Genomic DNA, 13,705 nt, shown 5'->3' with positions numbered 1-13,705 from the left:
GATCAGCCTCCTTGGACTGCGGTGAGGATCTCGACGCGGTCACCCTCGCCGAGCGGGGTGTCCGCCCAGCGGCCCCGGGGGACCACGTCCTCGTTGAGCGCCGCGGCCACCCCGCTCGACGCGGCGGTGACATCGGCCACGAGCCGGTCGAGGGTGAGCCCCGCGGCCACCCGGCGGGGCTCGCCGTTGACCGAGACGGTCGTCGTCGGGGTGGAGGTCATACGGGCTGCTCCTGGGTCTCGCGGGAGTCTGCGGGGGCGAAGCGCCGCGGTGCGAAGGGCCGGGCCGGTGCGGGCAGCTCACCGGTGGCCAGCAGCTCGGCGAGTACGTCGCCGGTGACGGGAGTGAGCAGGACGCCGTGCCGGAAGTGGCCGGTGGCCAGGTGGAGGCCGGGCAGCGCGGTGGGCCCCAGCAGCGGCGCGTTGTCGGGGGAGCCGGGGCGCAGTCCGGCGCGGGTCTCGGCCAGCGGCAGCTCGGTGACGCCGGGCACCAGTTCGTGCGCGTCCCGCAGCAGCTCGTAGACACCGCCCGCGGTCACCGTGGTGTCCCAGCCCAGTTCCTCACTGGTGGCGCCGACCACCAGTTCGCCGTCCGTGCGCGGCACCAGGTAGAGGGCACCGCCGCGGACCACCGCGCGGACCGTACGGGAGAGAAAGGGGCCGGCCGCGCCGCCGGGCATCCGCAGCCGCAGCACCTGCCCCTTGACCGGGCGCACCGGCGGCGCCACCGACGGGGGGAGGCCCTCCAGGGTGCCGCTGCGGGCGCCCAGCGCGAGCACCGTCTGCTCCGCGCGCAGTTCGGTGCCGTTCGCCAGCGCAGCCCCCGCGGCGCGGTCCCGTCGGTGCAGGAGCCGTATCGCGCGGGAGCGCCGGAAGGCGACTCCCGTGCGCTCGCAGGCGTGCAGCAGCGCCGCGGCCAGGCGCCGGGGGTCGATCTGGTGGTCGCCGTCCACCCGGGCTCCGCCGCGCACCGAGGGCGCCAGCATCGGCTCCAGGCGACGGCACTCGCGGCCGGTCAGCCACTGCGACTCCAGCCCGCACCGCCGCTGCAGCGCGTGCAGCTCGCGCAGGTGGGCGCGGTCGTCGGCGTCGAGCGCGACCGCGAGGGTACCGCAGGCCCGGTAGCCGATGTCCAGGCCGGAGGCGTCCTCCAGTTCGGCGACGAACTCCGGATAGCGGGCCGCCGAGGCGAGGTTGAGATCCAGCAGGGTCTCCTCGCCGTAGTGCAGTTCGGTGACGGCCGCCAGCATGCCGGCCGCCACCTGTGCGGCGCCGCCGCCTGGTTCGGGGTCGGCCACGGTGACCCTCAGGCCGCGCTGCGCGGCCCGCCAGGCCGTCACCAGGCCGATCAGGCCGCCGCCGAGGACGAGCACGTCGGGGCTCGCCGCGTGGGTACCGGTTCCTGTGCCGCGCATGGCGCTGCTGCTGCTCCCTTCGCCGGAATGACCCGGATCAGGTTCGGACGGTCGGAGGCCGCCGCAGCCTCCCTCTCAGCCCGGTGCGTCCGGGCTCCCGCGTATGTCGTGACTGCCGCGGCCCACCCTACTGCGGTGCGCGCGGCACGGGTAAGGCCCGCCCGGACCGCCCCCCGCGCCGCAGGCGGCGGCCCTACGACCGCGTCCGGACACCGTCTCCGTCCGGTGGCCGATGGCTCCGAGGGCCGACCGGCATACAGTGAGCGATGTGAGCGACAGTCAGAAACAGCAGCGGGTCGTGATCGTGGGCACCGGTATGGCGGGCGTGCAGACCGCCGTGCAGCTTCGCGAGCAGGGCTGGCCCGGCTCCGTACGGCTCCTCGGAGCCGAACCGCACCCGCCCTACGACCGGCCTCCGCTGTCCAAGGCCGTGCTGCTGGGCAGGGGCGAGGAAGCGGAGGTGCCGCTCTTCGACATCGACTTCGCGGGGCTGGGGATCGAGCTGGAGCTGGGCCGGACCGCCACCGGGCTGCTCCCCGACGAGCGGCTGCTGGTCACCGACGCGGGGCCGGTCCACTACGACCGGCTGGTCCTGGCCACCGGCGCCGAGCCCCGCACTCTGCCCGGCAGCGAGGGAGTGCCCGGCGTCCATGTGCTGCGCACCCTGGACGACGCACGGCGGCTGCGTCCGGTGCTGGCCTCCCGTGGCAGGGTCGTGGTCGTCGGCGCCGGCTGGATCGGGGCGGAGTTCGCGACGGTCGCCCGCGAGTGGGGCTGTGCGGTCACCGTGGTGGAGACCGCCGCCGCACCGCTGCCGGGCGCGCTCCCGGCCGAGGTCTCCGCGCCGATGCGGGACTGGTACGCGGAGGCCGGGGCGACACTGCGCACCGGCGCCGCCGTCGCGGCGGTCGAGCGCGGCGGGGTACTGCTCGCCGACGGGACGCGGCTGCCGGCGGACGCGGTCCTGGTCGGGATCGGAGCCCGGCCCACCACCGGATGGCTGGCCGGCTCCGGGTTGGCGCTCGGGCCCGACGGCTCCGTGCTGGCCGACGCGCGGCTGCGCAGCTCGGCCCCCGGCTGCTACGCGGTGGGGGACTGCGCCTCGTTCCCCTCGGCCCGCTACGGCGAGCGGCTGCTGATCCACCACTGGGACAACGCGCTCCAGGGACCCCGTACGGTCGCGGCGAACCTGCTCGCCGAGGGACACGCCGACGGCGAGCCGGAGAGCGTCGCCTACGATCCGGTGCCCTACTTCTGGTCCGAGCAGTTCGGCCGCTTCGTGCAGTACGTCGGCCACCACGCCCCCGGCGACGAACTGGTGTGGCGCGGCTCGCCCCGGGACCCCGCCTGGAGCGTGTGCTGGCTGCGTGACGAGCGGCCGACCGCGCTGCTGGCCGTCGGCCGTCCGCGCGATCTCGCGCAGGGCCGGAAGCTGATTCAGCAGGGCACAGCCGTGGACCGGGCCCTGCTGGGCGACGCGGCCGTGGCCCTGAAGAAGGCCGCGCGGTAGTGACCACCGGTTTCGGATGGCAGTCTGGAACCCGTGACCGAGATTGACGCAAAGACCGACGCGCTCGTCCCCGCCTGGCTCGCCCTTCCCGACGTCGCCGAGATGCTCGGCGTCGAGGTGACCCGGGTGCGGCAGCTCGTGAAGGAAGGCCAACTGCTCGCGGTGCGGCGGGAGGCGGAGTCCGGGAACCGGGTGCTGCAGGTTCCGGCTGCCTTCGTCGGCGAGGGCCGGATCGTGAAGGGCCTCGCGGGCACCATCACCCTCCTGCGGGACGACGGCTTCAGCGACGAAGAGATGCTCGAATGGCTGTTCACCGAGGATGAGTCGCTGCCCGGCTCGCCGGTGACGGCGCTGCGGGAGAACCGGGGCACCGAGGTCAAGCGCCGGGCGCAGGCACTCGCCGTCTGATCCCGCCGCCCGCGGCGGCGCACCAGCACACCGACAGCACCGGGTGCGTGGATCACCCGAGGGTCCACGCACCCCCTCCCGGGGGGATCCGAACACCGCCATGTCCCGCACGTCCCGCTCGTCCCGCAGTACCGCCACCCCGCCCGCGGCGCCCCCGGGGTCCGCTCCCGCCCGCGAGCGGCTCGCGGAGGCGCGCCTCTACCTGTGCACCGACGCACGCACGGCGCAGGGCGACCTGCCCGCGTTCCTGGACGCCGTCCTGGCAGGCGGTGTGGACATCGTCCAGCTCCGGGACAAGCGGCTGGAGGCGGCCGAGGAGCTGGCGCAGCTGGAGGTGCTCGCCGAGGCCTGCCGCCGACACGGGACCCTGCTGGCCGTGAACGACCGTGCGGACGTGGCCCACGCCGCCGCCTCCGAGGTGCTCCATCTCGGCCAGGGTGACCTTCCGGTGCCCGCGGCCCGTGCCCTGCTCGGCGACGAGGTGCTGATCGGCCGCTCGACGCACAGCCCCGCCGAGGCGGACGCGGCGCTGGTCGAGCCGGGCGTCGACTACTTCTGCACCGGGCCGTGCTGGCCGACCCCCACCAAGCCGGGCCGTCCCGCACCGGGGCTGGATCTCGTCCGTCACACTGCCGCCCGTACCGCCGCAGATCCGGCGTCTCGGCCGTGGTTCGCCATCGGCGGCATCGATGCGGGCAATCTCGACCAGGTGCTGGACGCCGGGGCCCGCAGGGTGGTGGTGGTCCGCGCGCTCACCGAGGCCGATGATCCCGGGGCCGCGGCCGCGTCGCTGGCCGCGCGGCTGCGGGAGGCGGCTGCCGCGGATGCCCCTCCACCGGCGCCGTGACCGCCCCGGCCGCTTAGCACGGAGGGCGGTACCGTCCAACAGGTGGACCTCGGCCATCCGGGAAACGGACAGATCCCCCCGTAACACCCCGGTGTCGAGCCGCTCTGCAGGCCAGGCCGCTAGCCTGCAGACATGGCCATCGGTATCTCAGCTCCCAGGACAGACCGTCCGCCGACTGTGCGTGATCTGCTCGCGAGCGGAGAGCAGTCCTTCTCCTTCGAGTTCTTCGCGCCGAAGACCGCGAAAGGCGAGCGGACGCTGTGGGACGCGCTGCGACGCATCGAGGCGGCGTCCCCGACCTTCGTGTCCGTCACCTACGGCGCGGGCGGTTCCTCACGTGAGGGCACGGTCCGCAACACCGAGCGCATCGCCAACGAGACCACACTGACCCCCGTCGCACACCTGACGGCGGTCAGCCACTCGCGGGCGGAACTGCGCAACGTCATCGGACAGTACGCCGACGCGGGCATCCGCAACGTGCTCGCACTGCGCGGCGATCCGCCCGGCGATCCGCTGGGGGAGTGGGTCAAGCACCCCGAGGGGATCGACTACGCCTCCGAACTCGTCGAACTGATCAAGGAGTCCGGCGACTTCTGCGTCGGTGTCGCGGCCTTCCCCGAGATGCACCCGCGCTCCACCGACTGGGACAGCGACATCCGGCATTTCGTGAACAAGTGCAATGCCGGTGCCGACTACGCGATCACCCAGATGTTCTTCCAGGCGGAGGACTATCTCCGGATGCGGGACAGGGTCGCCGCCGCGGGCTGCAGCACGCCCATCATTCCGGAGATCATGCCGGTCACGAGCGTGCAGCAGATCGAGCGGTTCGCGCAGTTGAGCAACGCCACGCTGCCGGCCGGGATGATCGAGCGGCTGCACGCCGTACAGGACGATCCGGCGGCGGTACGCTCGGTCGGGATCGAGTACGCCACGGACTTGTGTGCGAGGCTGCTCGCCGAGGGTGTTCCGGGGCTGCACTTCATCACGCTCAACCACTCCACGGCGACGCTGGAGATCCACCAGAATCTCGGTCTCCGGGAGAGGGCTACCCTGGGCCTTCGCAAGGCTTGAGCCACGGGGCCGCCCACGGGGCGGCGGGAGCGGAAGAGGGGCGTAGATGGGCTGGACGGTCCTCTATATCGCGTTCGGCATCGTTGCGCTGTGGCTGCTGGGCGAGGTACTGCTCCAGTACAAGGCCAGGCTGCGCTGGCGGTTGCTGGCCTTCACCGGCTTCCTGGGCGTGGTGGCGGGGACGGCGCTGCCGTCGGTCGTCGTGATCGGCCTCGGTATCGCGGCCTTCGCCGTCGGCCAGACCTTCGTCACTCTCTCGGTACGGAGCGGGTTCACCGCCGGGTGGGCACTCGGCGGTGGCCCCGGCTCCAGCCGGCGCCGCCGCGGCGCCGCGTCCCCCGCTCCGGACACGGCCTCGTTGGAGGTCTCCGACCTGCGCACCCACGATCCCGCCGACACCCCGGCCGCGGGCACCGTGCCGGTGCCCGATCCGGTCGACGACTACGGCCAGTACGGTCGGCAGGAGCCCGCCGCCTGGGATGGCGAGGGCGGCGATCCGGGCGGCCAGGGGACCGGCTACGGCTACCCGGGCCAGGACCCCTACGGCCCCTACGGCCCCTATGGGGGCTACGGCGGCTACGAGGAGGAGACCTCGGTCTTCGCCCCGGCCCCCGACCAGCCTCCGGCTCACGGGGACGGCGGGCCCGGGCACTACGGCGGATACCAGCAGTACGCCGGCTACCAGGACCACGCCTCGGCGGGCGGCTACCCGGACCAGACCGGCTACCCGGACCAGACCGGCTACCCGGACCAGACCGGCTACCCGGACCAGACCGGCTACCCGGATCACTCCGGCTACCAGGACCAGGCCGGCTACCAGCAGTACCCGGACCCCTATGCGGGCTACGGCGGTTCGTACGGCGACGGATACGGCTATCCGCAGCAGTACCCCCGGCCCGAGGTGTCCGAGACGCCGCCGGGCGGGGTCTGGGTACCCCAGCAGCGCGAGGGCGGTGCACCACTGCCCCCGGCGGAGCCGCAGCCCTACGGCTACGACCCGTACGCCGACGCCGACCCCGCCGCCGGCCGGCAGCCCCAGCCGTATCCGCAGCAGGCCCCGCAGTACCCGCAGGGCTACTACGGCGGCGGTCCGAACTGAGCCCCGACCGCGGCACGGCAGCGATCCGCACCGGGCCCGGGCCGCCTGCTCAGACCGAGCCGCGCCACTCCGGGTCCTGCACGAGCCCGGCCACCATGGCGCCCGTCATCCCCGCGGCGGGCAGTCCGCCTCCCGGATGGGACCACCCGCCCGCCGCGTAGAGCCCAGGCAGCTCCGTCGTGTTGGCGGGGTACAGGAAGGCGCCACCGCCGCCGGACAGCCCCGGCGGCGGCACCCGGCCGCCCGGGGCGCCGGTCTCCGCCTCGATGTCGGCGGGGGTGCGCACCTCCCGCCACAGCACCCGCTCCCGCAGCTCCAGCCCCGCCGCGTCCGACGCCGCCAGCAGGTTCTCGACGAGCGGCTCCGCCGCCTCCGCCGGAAGGCCACCGGGCACCGGCAGCGTCAGCACGGCCGTCTCGTGCGCGTCGTCCGGGCGCAGCGCCGGATCGTCCGGCCGCAGCACGGTCAGCGGCTGCCCGGGAGTCTCGGCGCGGTGCACCAGTGTGCGGTGCGGGGTACCCGCGGGGCGTGCACCCCGCAGCGCCAGCAGCACGGTGAGCCGGGACATGCCCCGGTCGGCGGTTCCCTGCCCGCCGGGTGCAGCTGGTCCGCCGCCCGCGACCACCACCTCCGCGTCCACCGCCGAGCCGTCGGCGAGCTCCGCACCCGCCGCGCGTCCGTCCTTCTCCCGCACTCCCGCCACCGGACTGTCGAAGTGGAAGACCACCCCGCGGGCCCGGCAGCGCGCGTGCAGCGCGTCGGCCAGCGCCCGCAGACCGCCGCGCACGTACCAGGTGCCGAAGGTGTCCTCGAGGTAGGCGAGAGCGGCGGCGCTCGCGGGGGCCGCCGCCGGGTCCAGGCCCTGCGTCCAGACGGAGCCGCACAGCATCGCCGCCAGCCGGGGGTCGCGCAACTCGTCCCGGGCGACCTCGGCCAGCGTCGGCCCGCCGGCTCCCCGCCGGCGCAGGGCCCGGAAGAGGCCCGGCAGACCCTTCGGGCGCGGCGCCGGGTAGGCGCCCTCCGCGGCGAGCAGGCCCCGCGAGGAGGGTTCCCCACGCAGCGGCTCCTCCAGCAGCGGCCGCCGGGTGGCCTCCCACGCCGTGCGGGCCCGGGTCAGCACCGCGGACCAGCGCTCGCCCGCGCCCTCGCCCAACGCCTCGTCCAGCGCGGCGATCACCTTGCCCCGGGAGGCGTCGGGCAGGGTGACGGTGCTGCCGTCGGCGAACACATGGCAGGCGGTGACGGGCACCTGGACCAGCTCCACCACGTCCTCCAGCCGCTCCCGGCCGGTCTTGACGAACAGATCGCGGTAGACGGCCGGCAACTGCAGCAGCCCCGGGCCGGTGTCGAACGCGAAGCCGTCACGCGCGTACTGCCGCACAGCGCCCCCGTAGGTCCCGGTGCGCTCGTGCACCACGACCTCGTGCCCCGCGACGGCCAGTCTGGCCGCCGCCGCCATGCCGCCCATCCCCGCCCCGACCACCACAACCCGTGCCATGTCCACCGACCCTAGCGGCCCCCGTCCGGCGCCCCGGCGCCGCCCGTGCCGGCCCGAGAAGTAGGTACCCGCACTCAGGAGAGATCTTGAGTATCCGCACGGATAGGCCGTCATCCGTGCGGACGGCAGAGTGAGGGCAACGGAAGGGCACGGGGCCGCACCGCCGACACGGGGCCGCGGAACGGTGCCGGCGCCCCTCCGGAAGCCACCCCCCTCCAAGGCGGGGGCGGCCCCGCGGGGGGCGGGGCCGCCCCCCGCGGGGTGCCGGTTCCGCGGTCAGCCGGGACGGCCGGCGCCGACCCGGCCCTGGAGCAGCAGGGACAGCGCCCCGTGCACGTCCTCGATCGAGCGCTCCGGCTGGAACGCCTTCCAGTCGAGGGCCGCCACCAGCACCATGCCGACCAGCGCCGCGGCGGTGAGCTGGACATCGATCTCCTCGCTCAGCTCCCCTTCCGCGACGCCCGCCCGCAGCACGCTCTCCACCACGGCGACCGCTTCCTTGCGCACCATCAGCAGGGTGTCGTTCCAGGCCCGTCCGGTGCGCCACAGCTCGGCGACGTAGAGCTGGGTGAAGGCGGGGTAGTGGTCGATGAACTGCAGCCCCGCGCGGACCATCGCGTCGAGCGCGTCCACCCGGCTGCCGCCCCGGCCGTCGGTCTCCTCCGCGGCCTTGCGCAGATCGGCGGTGAGCAGCTCCACGCCGTGCCGCAACAGCTCCTCGAACAGCTCGGTCTTGCTGGTGAAGTTGTAGTAGACCGTGCCCTTGGCCACCCCGGCCCGTTCGGCGATCTCCTCCACGGTCGTGGAGGAGAACCCCTGCTCGGCGATGAGGGTGACCGCCGCATGGAAGAGCTTGTCCCTGGTGGCACTGCGGCTGCGGGAAGTGGAAGGGCTGGTCCGGGCGCTTGTCATGCGGCCATTCTCCTCTCGGAGCCGCGCGGGCCTCACAGTGAGATCTCCGGACGCAGCCGGTCCAGCGTCCACACCTGCTTGCGGCGCGCGGTGACCGCCGTGAGCGCCAGGGCGCCCGCGGTGAAGGCCAGCAGGACCAGGCAGGCCCGCTGCACCGGCCACAGTTCACCGCCCGTGATCAGGTGCCGCAGCCCCTCCACCACGTAGCTCATCGGCAGCAGCGGGTGGAGCACGTTGAAGAAGTGCGGGCTCGTCTGGATCGGGTACGTGCCACCGGCCGAGGTCAGCTGGAGCATCAGCATCGCCAGGACGAGGATCCGGCCCGCGGGCCCGAAGCGCGCGTTGAGGAACTGGACGACGGCCGTGAAGCACGCCGTCACGAGCATCAGGAAGCCCACCGTGGCCAGGCCGCGGGCCATCTGCAGGCCCAGCCCCCAGTGCAGCACGCTCATCAGCGCGGCCACCTGGGCCACTCCGATCGCGGCCACCGGCAGCCAGCCCGCCAGCGCGATCCGCCAGGCCGGGGCGCCCGCGGCCAGCGCGCGCCGGTTCAACGGCTGGAGCAGCATGTAGGCGATCATCGCGCCCACCCAGAGCGAGAGCGGGATGAAGTAGGGCGCGAAGCCGGTGCCGTAGTTGGGTGCCGCGTGTGCCTTGTGCGAGGCGAGGTCGACGGGGTCGGCCATCACCCCGGTGCGGTCCTCGCGCTCCTTCTTGCCGTAGTCCGGGATCTTCTTCGCGCCGTCGTGCAGACCACTCGCCAGCTTTCCGGAGCCGTCGGCGAGTTTGAACAGACCGCCGTCGAGGGAGGCGGCGCCGTCGGAGAGCTCGCCCAGCCCGGTGTCGAGCGAGGCGGCGCCGTTCTTGGCGGTGCCCAGCCCGGTGTGCAGCTTCCCGGCGCCCTCGGCGACCTTGTGGGCGCCGCTGTTGAGCTCGTTGATCTGCCGCACCGCGTCGGCCACGTCCTGGTCCAGGTGCGGGGCCCGGTCGGCGACGGCGTCCGCGGCGCGGTTGAGGTCGTCGAGGTGGCGGCCGAGTTCGTCGAGGTTCTGCTCGTTCTCGACGTACCCGTTGACCTTCGCGGCGACCTTCGCCGAACGTTCGGCGGCGGCGACGGCCTTCTTCAGTTTCGGGCAGGAGTCGGGGGCCACGGCGGGGGCCGGGGCGGGCCGTCCGGTCGCGGAGGCCCCGCCCCCGGACTGCGGCACACCGCCGCCGTCGGCGCCTTCGCCGCCGGAGTCCTTGCCGCTTTCGGGGAGCGCCCCGGAAGGGGACGGCGCGGCGGTTCCCGGGGCGCCCTTTCCGCAGCGTGCTTCGTAGAGCGTGGAGAGCGCGTCGGCGGCCTTGCGGGTGTCGGTCTGCGCACGCCGCGCCTCGCCGGGCAGTTTGCCGAGGTTCTTCTTCAGCGTCTTGCTCGTCCGGGCCACCTCCCGCGCCGCCTTGCCGACGTCGCCGCTGTGCGCCCGCAGGAAGGGACGGACCTTCTCGACTCCGCCGTTCACCTTGTCGGCGAGCTTCTGGGTGCCCTCGGCGACCCGGTCCGCGCCCGTCTCCAGGGATCCGGCGCCCTTGTGCAGGTCGGCCGTACCGTTCTTCAGGCGGCCGCTGCCCTCCTCGGCGTCACCGAGTCCGTTCTTGAGCCTGCCCGCGCCCTTCTTCGCCTTGCCGATGCCGTCGCCCAGGTCGTCCGCGCCCTCGGCGGCCTCGGCGGTCTTGCCGTGCAGCGTGGAGAAGGAGACGTAGATCTTGTCGAAGAAGCTCCGCGAGACCTTGCTGGAGGCGCTCGAGCGGACCTCGGAGAAGACGGTGCGGGAGATCTGTCCGACGATGTAGTTGTTCGCGTCATTGGTGCGGACCTTGAGCGCACCTGTCTCGGGGGAGTCGCCCGAGCTGGAGGAGACCCGTTTGCTGAAGTCGGCGGGTATCGTCAGCGACAGGTAGTACCGCCCGTCTTCGACCCCTTTGCGGGCGTCGGCCGCGCTGGTCTCCTGCCAGTCGAAGGAGTCGCTGTCGTGCAGCCCCTTGACGATGTCGTCGCCCGCGTCGACCTTCTTTCCCTGCACGGTGGCGCCCCGGTCCTCGTTCACCAGCGCCACCGGTACCCGGTCCAGCCGCTCGTAGGGATTCCAGAACGACCACAGGTACAGGGCTCCGTACAGCAGCGGAAGCAGCAGCATCGCGGCCATCGCCGCTCGCGGCAGCCGCCCTCTGCCGAATCGCTTGAGCTCAAGCGCGGCTAGCCTCGGCGAGCGCATCCTCCGCCCCCTCCTTCTCGTCCTTCTCGTCCTTCTCGGCGTCATCGGCGTCATCGGCGTCCTCGTGCGCTTCGGCTGCGGGCGCGGAGCCGTCCGGGCCGGTCTGTGCACCGCCTGGGCGCGCCGCACCGGTACGGACCACCACGGCGCCCTCGGGCGGCGGTTCGCTGCACACCGCCAGCACCGTGGTGCCGCCGTCGGCCACCGTGCGCAACAGCTCCCAGGCCGCCGCGCGTTCGGCTTCCGACAGCTTCAGGTCGACATCGTCGACGGCCACCAGCCCGGGCTCGCCCAGCAGCGCCAGCGCCATCGAGAGCCGCAGCTCCTCCAGCCGCCCCAGGTCCCGTACGGCCGTGCGCCCGCCCCTGGGCAGCGCGTCCAGGTCGAGACCCGCGGTGTCCAGAGCCGTCTGCAGCCGCTCCCGGCTGGCCGCGGCCCGCTCCCGGCGGGGCCGCAGCAGCCCGCGGAGCGGACCGCCGAACCGCCGCTGGAGCAGCACCCGCTCGCGGAGTTGCTCGGTGACGGTCAGCGCCGGGTCCAGGTCGTTGACGCCGGGCACCGGGCCCAGCGCGGTGATCCGGCGGACGGCGGCGAGCCGCTTGGGCAGCGGGTGTCCGGCCACCTCGGCGCGTCCGCTGCCGGCCTTCATCCGGCCGGTGAGCGCCAGCAGCAGGCAGGTGCGGCCGGAGCCCGACGGCCCGGTCACCGCGATCAGCGAGCCCGCTCCGGCGGTGAATCCCACTCCGTCGAAGACGGGGCCGCGCGGCCCCGTCAGCCCGAAGTCCGCCGCCGAGACGGCGGCTCCTCGCCCGTGTGCCACGGCCCCTCCCGCTGTGTGTCGCGTCCCGCTGCGTGTCGCTGCGCCGACGGGCGCGCCGTGCCCGGCCCCCGCGCCGGGCACCGCGACTTTTGAACTGACTGGTCAGTTCAAAGTATGCAGCAGGCCGGGCCCGGCACGCCAACCGGCGGCTCCTCCATCCGACCGGGCCCCGGCAGTTCGCTGCCCGGCACGGCGTATGTGCTGGTCAGGCCGATTGTCAGTGGCATGCGTCACGATGTGCCCATACGACCGGTTCCCGAACCGGTATCAGCCGACGGGAGGTTGATCCACGTGAAGCGTCCGTCCCGGGGAGCACGCCCGGTGCCCCCGCAGCCGACAGCGCCGCCCGCCAGCCACCCCCACGACATCCACCCCGTGCTCCGCAGGGCCACCGCCCCGCCCGCCGCACGCGACCTGCTCGCGCAGGCCCGGCACGGGCTCGACGAGGCGGCGGCGCTGCAACCGGCCAACGAGCGCTACGCCACCGCCCACCTCGCCGCACTGCGCACGGCCGCCGCCGTCCTCGCCGTACGGGGCACCGCCGACCCGGCCCCCGCCCGCCGCCGGGGCGGCGCCCCGCGCCGGCCGCGCCGCCCCGCCATCCGCAGCGCCTGGGAAGTGCTGCCCGAAGTCGCCCCCGAACTGACCGAATGGGCGGCGCTCTTCGCCTCCGGCGCCGACCGCCGGGCGCGGGCCGAAGCGGGCATAGCCGGAGCCGCCGACCCGCGCGACGCCGACGACCTGATCCACTACGCCGGGATGTTCCTCCGGCTGGTCGAGCGGATGCTCCTCACCCAGCCGGCCCTGCCGCAGCCCCGCACGGCCGAGGGGGACGAGCGCCCCGTCCACCCCCGGGACCGGCGGGCGGGGTGAGGAGGCCCGGTGGTCAGGGCCCCGCCGGGCGGATCGGTGGGCGGCGGAGGCAATAGGGTGGGACCCGCCCGTCCCTGAGCCGAGGAGCAACCGCATGTCCCGCCCCAGCGCAACCCTCCGGACCGCCGTGGTCTGGGACGTCCTCAGGGGAGCCCTCGACCAGCGCGCCGAACTGGCGGACCACGCCGAACTGGAGGTCCTCGACACCGGCGGCGGCACCGGCAGTTTCGCGGTGCCCGTCGCCCGGCTCGGGCACCGCGTCACCGTCGTCGACCCCAGCCCCGACGCCCTCTTCGCGCTGGAGCGACGTGCCGCCGAAGCAGGGGTGGCCGACCGGGTGCGCGGTGTCCAGGGCGATGTGCGCGGACTCTTCGAGGTCGCCGAGCGGGGTGCGTACGACGTGGTGCTCTGCCACGGCGTCCTGGAGTACGTCGACGACCCGGCCGAGGGCCTCGGCAACGCCGTCGCCGCGCTGCGCGAGGAGGGCGGCACGCTGAGTGTGCTGGCCTCCGGACTGGGCGGAGCCGTCCTGGCGCGGGCGCTGGCCGGGCACTTCACCGAGGCCCGGCACGCCCTCACCTCGCCCGGCGGGCGGTGGGGCGAGAGCGATCCCATGCCCCGCCGGTTCACCCCCGAACAGCTGACGGCGCTGGTGACCAGCACCGGGCTCGAGGTGATCTCCGTGCACGGCGTACGGGTCTTCGCCGACCTGGTGCCCGGCGCGCTGGTGGACACCGAGCCCGACGCGCTGGACGCGCTGGCCCGGCTGGAGGCGGCCGCTGCCGAACTGCCCGATTTCCAGTCCGTGGCCAGCCGGCTCCATGTGCTCGCCGAGATCCCGCCCTCCGGCACGCGGCCCGCCGACCGCTGAGGGCGCACCCGCCGCCCGGCGGGGGTCTGCTCGCACGACCGCCCGATCAGCCGCTGCGCGCCGTATGATCGAAGCACGCCGTCCGGCATGGCGGAAAGGTGGTGCGGGAATGAACGGAGCACACCGT

Annotated in this window: 13 protein-coding genes and 1 riboswitch; of the genes, 7 read left to right on the top strand and 6 right to left on the bottom strand. The window is 74.2% G+C overall.

All coding sequences use genetic code 11. The features are described from left to right. Window positions 1–2: 2 nt before the first annotated feature. On the bottom strand, window positions 3–221 hold the full coding sequence (gene thiS, locus P2424_RS07155; RefSeq protein ID WP_276474943.1) for a sulfur carrier protein ThiS: 219 nt from the start codon (window positions 219–221) through the stop codon (window positions 3–5). Further along, complete coding sequence (gene thiO / locus P2424_RS07150) at window positions 218–1,414, bottom strand: glycine oxidase ThiO (protein WP_276474942.1); 1,197 nt, start codon at window positions 1,412–1,414, stop codon at window positions 218–220. The genes thiS and thiO overlap by 4 nt, the downstream gene beginning before the upstream one ends. Continuing rightward, window positions 1,412–1,525: riboswitch (TPP riboswitch) on the bottom strand. Its footprint overlaps the gene before it by 3 nt. A gap of 205 nt (window positions 1,526–1,730) precedes the next feature. On the opposite strand from thiO, the gene P2424_RS07145 reads away from it, so the two are divergent. The 5 genes from P2424_RS07145 to P2424_RS07125 all read left to right on the top strand — a co-directional run bounded on the left by P2424_RS07145 (window position 1,731) and on the right by P2424_RS07125 (window position 6,349). Continuing rightward, entirely contained in the window at window positions 1,731–2,924 is a 1,194-nt protein-coding gene (locus tag P2424_RS07145; protein ID WP_276478857.1) for an FAD-dependent oxidoreductase, read from the top strand. Window positions 2,925–2,957: 33 nt separating this feature from the next. Beyond that, window positions 2,958–3,332 (top strand): Rv2175c family DNA-binding protein, encoded by a 375-nt coding sequence (locus P2424_RS07140; RefSeq protein ID WP_019358771.1) that lies wholly within the window; start codon window positions 2,958–2,960, stop codon window positions 3,330–3,332. Between the two features lie 100 nt (window positions 3,333–3,432). Continuing rightward, window positions 3,433–4,179: a thiamine phosphate synthase gene (gene thiE / locus P2424_RS07135; protein WP_276474941.1), complete on the top strand. Its 747-nt coding sequence runs from the start codon at window positions 3,433–3,435 to the stop codon at window positions 4,177–4,179. Between the two features lie 132 nt (window positions 4,180–4,311). Further along, window positions 4,312–5,250 carry a methylenetetrahydrofolate reductase [NAD(P)H] gene (metF, locus tag P2424_RS07130; protein WP_276474940.1) on the top strand — a complete coding sequence of 313 codons (939 nt, stop codon included), beginning with the start codon at window positions 4,312–4,314 and terminating at the stop codon, window positions 5,248–5,250. A 46-nt stretch (window positions 5,251–5,296) separates the two neighbouring features. Further along, the gene (locus P2424_RS07125) at window positions 5,297–6,349 is read left to right on the top strand and encodes a hypothetical protein (protein ID WP_276474939.1); all 1,053 of its coding nucleotides are present in this window, start codon (window positions 5,297–5,299) and stop codon (window positions 6,347–6,349) included. Between the two features lie 49 nt (window positions 6,350–6,398). On the opposite strand, the gene P2424_RS07120 is transcribed toward P2424_RS07125, so the two are convergent. The 4 genes from P2424_RS07120 to P2424_RS07105 form a co-directional block, all read right to left on the bottom strand. Continuing rightward, window positions 6,399–7,847: an NAD(P)/FAD-dependent oxidoreductase gene (locus P2424_RS07120; RefSeq protein WP_276474938.1), complete on the bottom strand. Its 1,449-nt coding sequence runs from the start codon at window positions 7,845–7,847 to the stop codon at window positions 6,399–6,401. Between the two features lie 276 nt (window positions 7,848–8,123). Next, complete coding sequence (locus tag P2424_RS07115) at window positions 8,124–8,759, bottom strand: TetR/AcrR family transcriptional regulator (protein ID WP_276474937.1); 636 nt, start codon at window positions 8,757–8,759, stop codon at window positions 8,124–8,126. A gap of 32 nt (window positions 8,760–8,791) precedes the next feature. Continuing rightward, window positions 8,792–11,014, bottom strand: coding sequence for a YhgE/Pip domain-containing protein (locus P2424_RS07110; protein ID WP_276474936.1), 2,223 nt, complete (start codon window positions 11,012–11,014; stop codon window positions 8,792–8,794). Next, a complete protein-coding gene (locus P2424_RS07105) occupies window positions 10,986–11,834 on the bottom strand; it encodes an ATP-binding cassette domain-containing protein (RefSeq protein WP_276474935.1) in 849 nt (282 codons plus the stop codon). Before P2424_RS07105 ends, P2424_RS07110 begins: the two co-directional genes overlap by 29 nt. 321 nt (window positions 11,835–12,155) lie before the next feature. Here P2424_RS07105 and P2424_RS07100 point away from each other — a divergent pair, with 321 nt between their 5' ends. Both P2424_RS07100 and P2424_RS07095 read left to right on the top strand, forming a co-directional pair. Next, window positions 12,156–12,707 (top strand): SAV_6107 family HEPN domain-containing protein, encoded by a 552-nt coding sequence (locus P2424_RS07100; RefSeq protein WP_276474934.1) that lies wholly within the window; start codon window positions 12,156–12,158, stop codon window positions 12,705–12,707. A 94-nt stretch (window positions 12,708–12,801) separates the two neighbouring features. Beyond that, entirely contained in the window at window positions 12,802–13,578 is a 777-nt protein-coding gene (locus tag P2424_RS07095; protein ID WP_276474933.1) for a methyltransferase, read from the top strand. Window positions 13,579–13,705 lie beyond the last annotated feature (127 nt).

The sequence above is a fragment of the Streptomyces sp. WMMB303 genome (assembly GCF_029351045.1).
GTDB lineage: Bacteria > Actinomycetota > Actinomycetes > Streptomycetales > Streptomycetaceae > Streptomyces.
The sequence above is the reverse complement of the archived record's forward strand: the minus strand, read 5'-3'. Positions and strand labels throughout refer to the sequence as shown.

What these genes read in the sequence shown, in the direction of transcription:
- thiE (WP_276474941.1), top strand. Translation starts at nt 3,433, where the DNA reads ATGTCCCGCACGTCCCGCTCGTCCCGCAGTACCGCCACCCCGCCCGCG.
- P2424_RS07125 (WP_276474939.1), top strand. Translation starts at nt 5,297, where the DNA reads ATGGGCTGGACGGTCCTCTATATCGCGTTCGGCATCGTTGCGCTGTGG.
- thiO (WP_276474942.1), bottom strand. Translation starts at nt 1,414, where the DNA reads ATGCGCGGCACAGGAACCGGTACCCACGCGGCGAGCCCCGACGTGCTC.
- metF (WP_276474940.1), top strand. Translation starts at nt 4,312, where the DNA reads ATGGCCATCGGTATCTCAGCTCCCAGGACAGACCGTCCGCCGACTGTG.
- P2424_RS07120 (WP_276474938.1), bottom strand. Translation starts at nt 7,847, where the DNA reads ATGGCACGGGTTGTGGTGGTCGGGGCGGGGATGGGCGGCATGGCGGCG.
- P2424_RS07145 (WP_276478857.1), top strand. Translation starts at nt 1,731, where the DNA reads ATGGCGGGCGTGCAGACCGCCGTGCAGCTTCGCGAGCAGGGCTGGCCC.
- P2424_RS07115 (WP_276474937.1), bottom strand. Translation starts at nt 8,759, where the DNA reads ATGACAAGCGCCCGGACCAGCCCTTCCACTTCCCGCAGCCGCAGTGCC.
- P2424_RS07095 (WP_276474933.1), top strand. Translation starts at nt 12,802, where the DNA reads ATGTCCCGCCCCAGCGCAACCCTCCGGACCGCCGTGGTCTGGGACGTC.
- thiS (WP_276474943.1), bottom strand. Translation starts at nt 221, where the DNA reads ATGACCTCCACCCCGACGACGACCGTCTCGGTCAACGGCGAGCCCCGC.
- P2424_RS07110 (WP_276474936.1), bottom strand. Translation starts at nt 11,014, where the DNA reads ATGCGCTCGCCGAGGCTAGCCGCGCTTGAGCTCAAGCGATTCGGCAGA.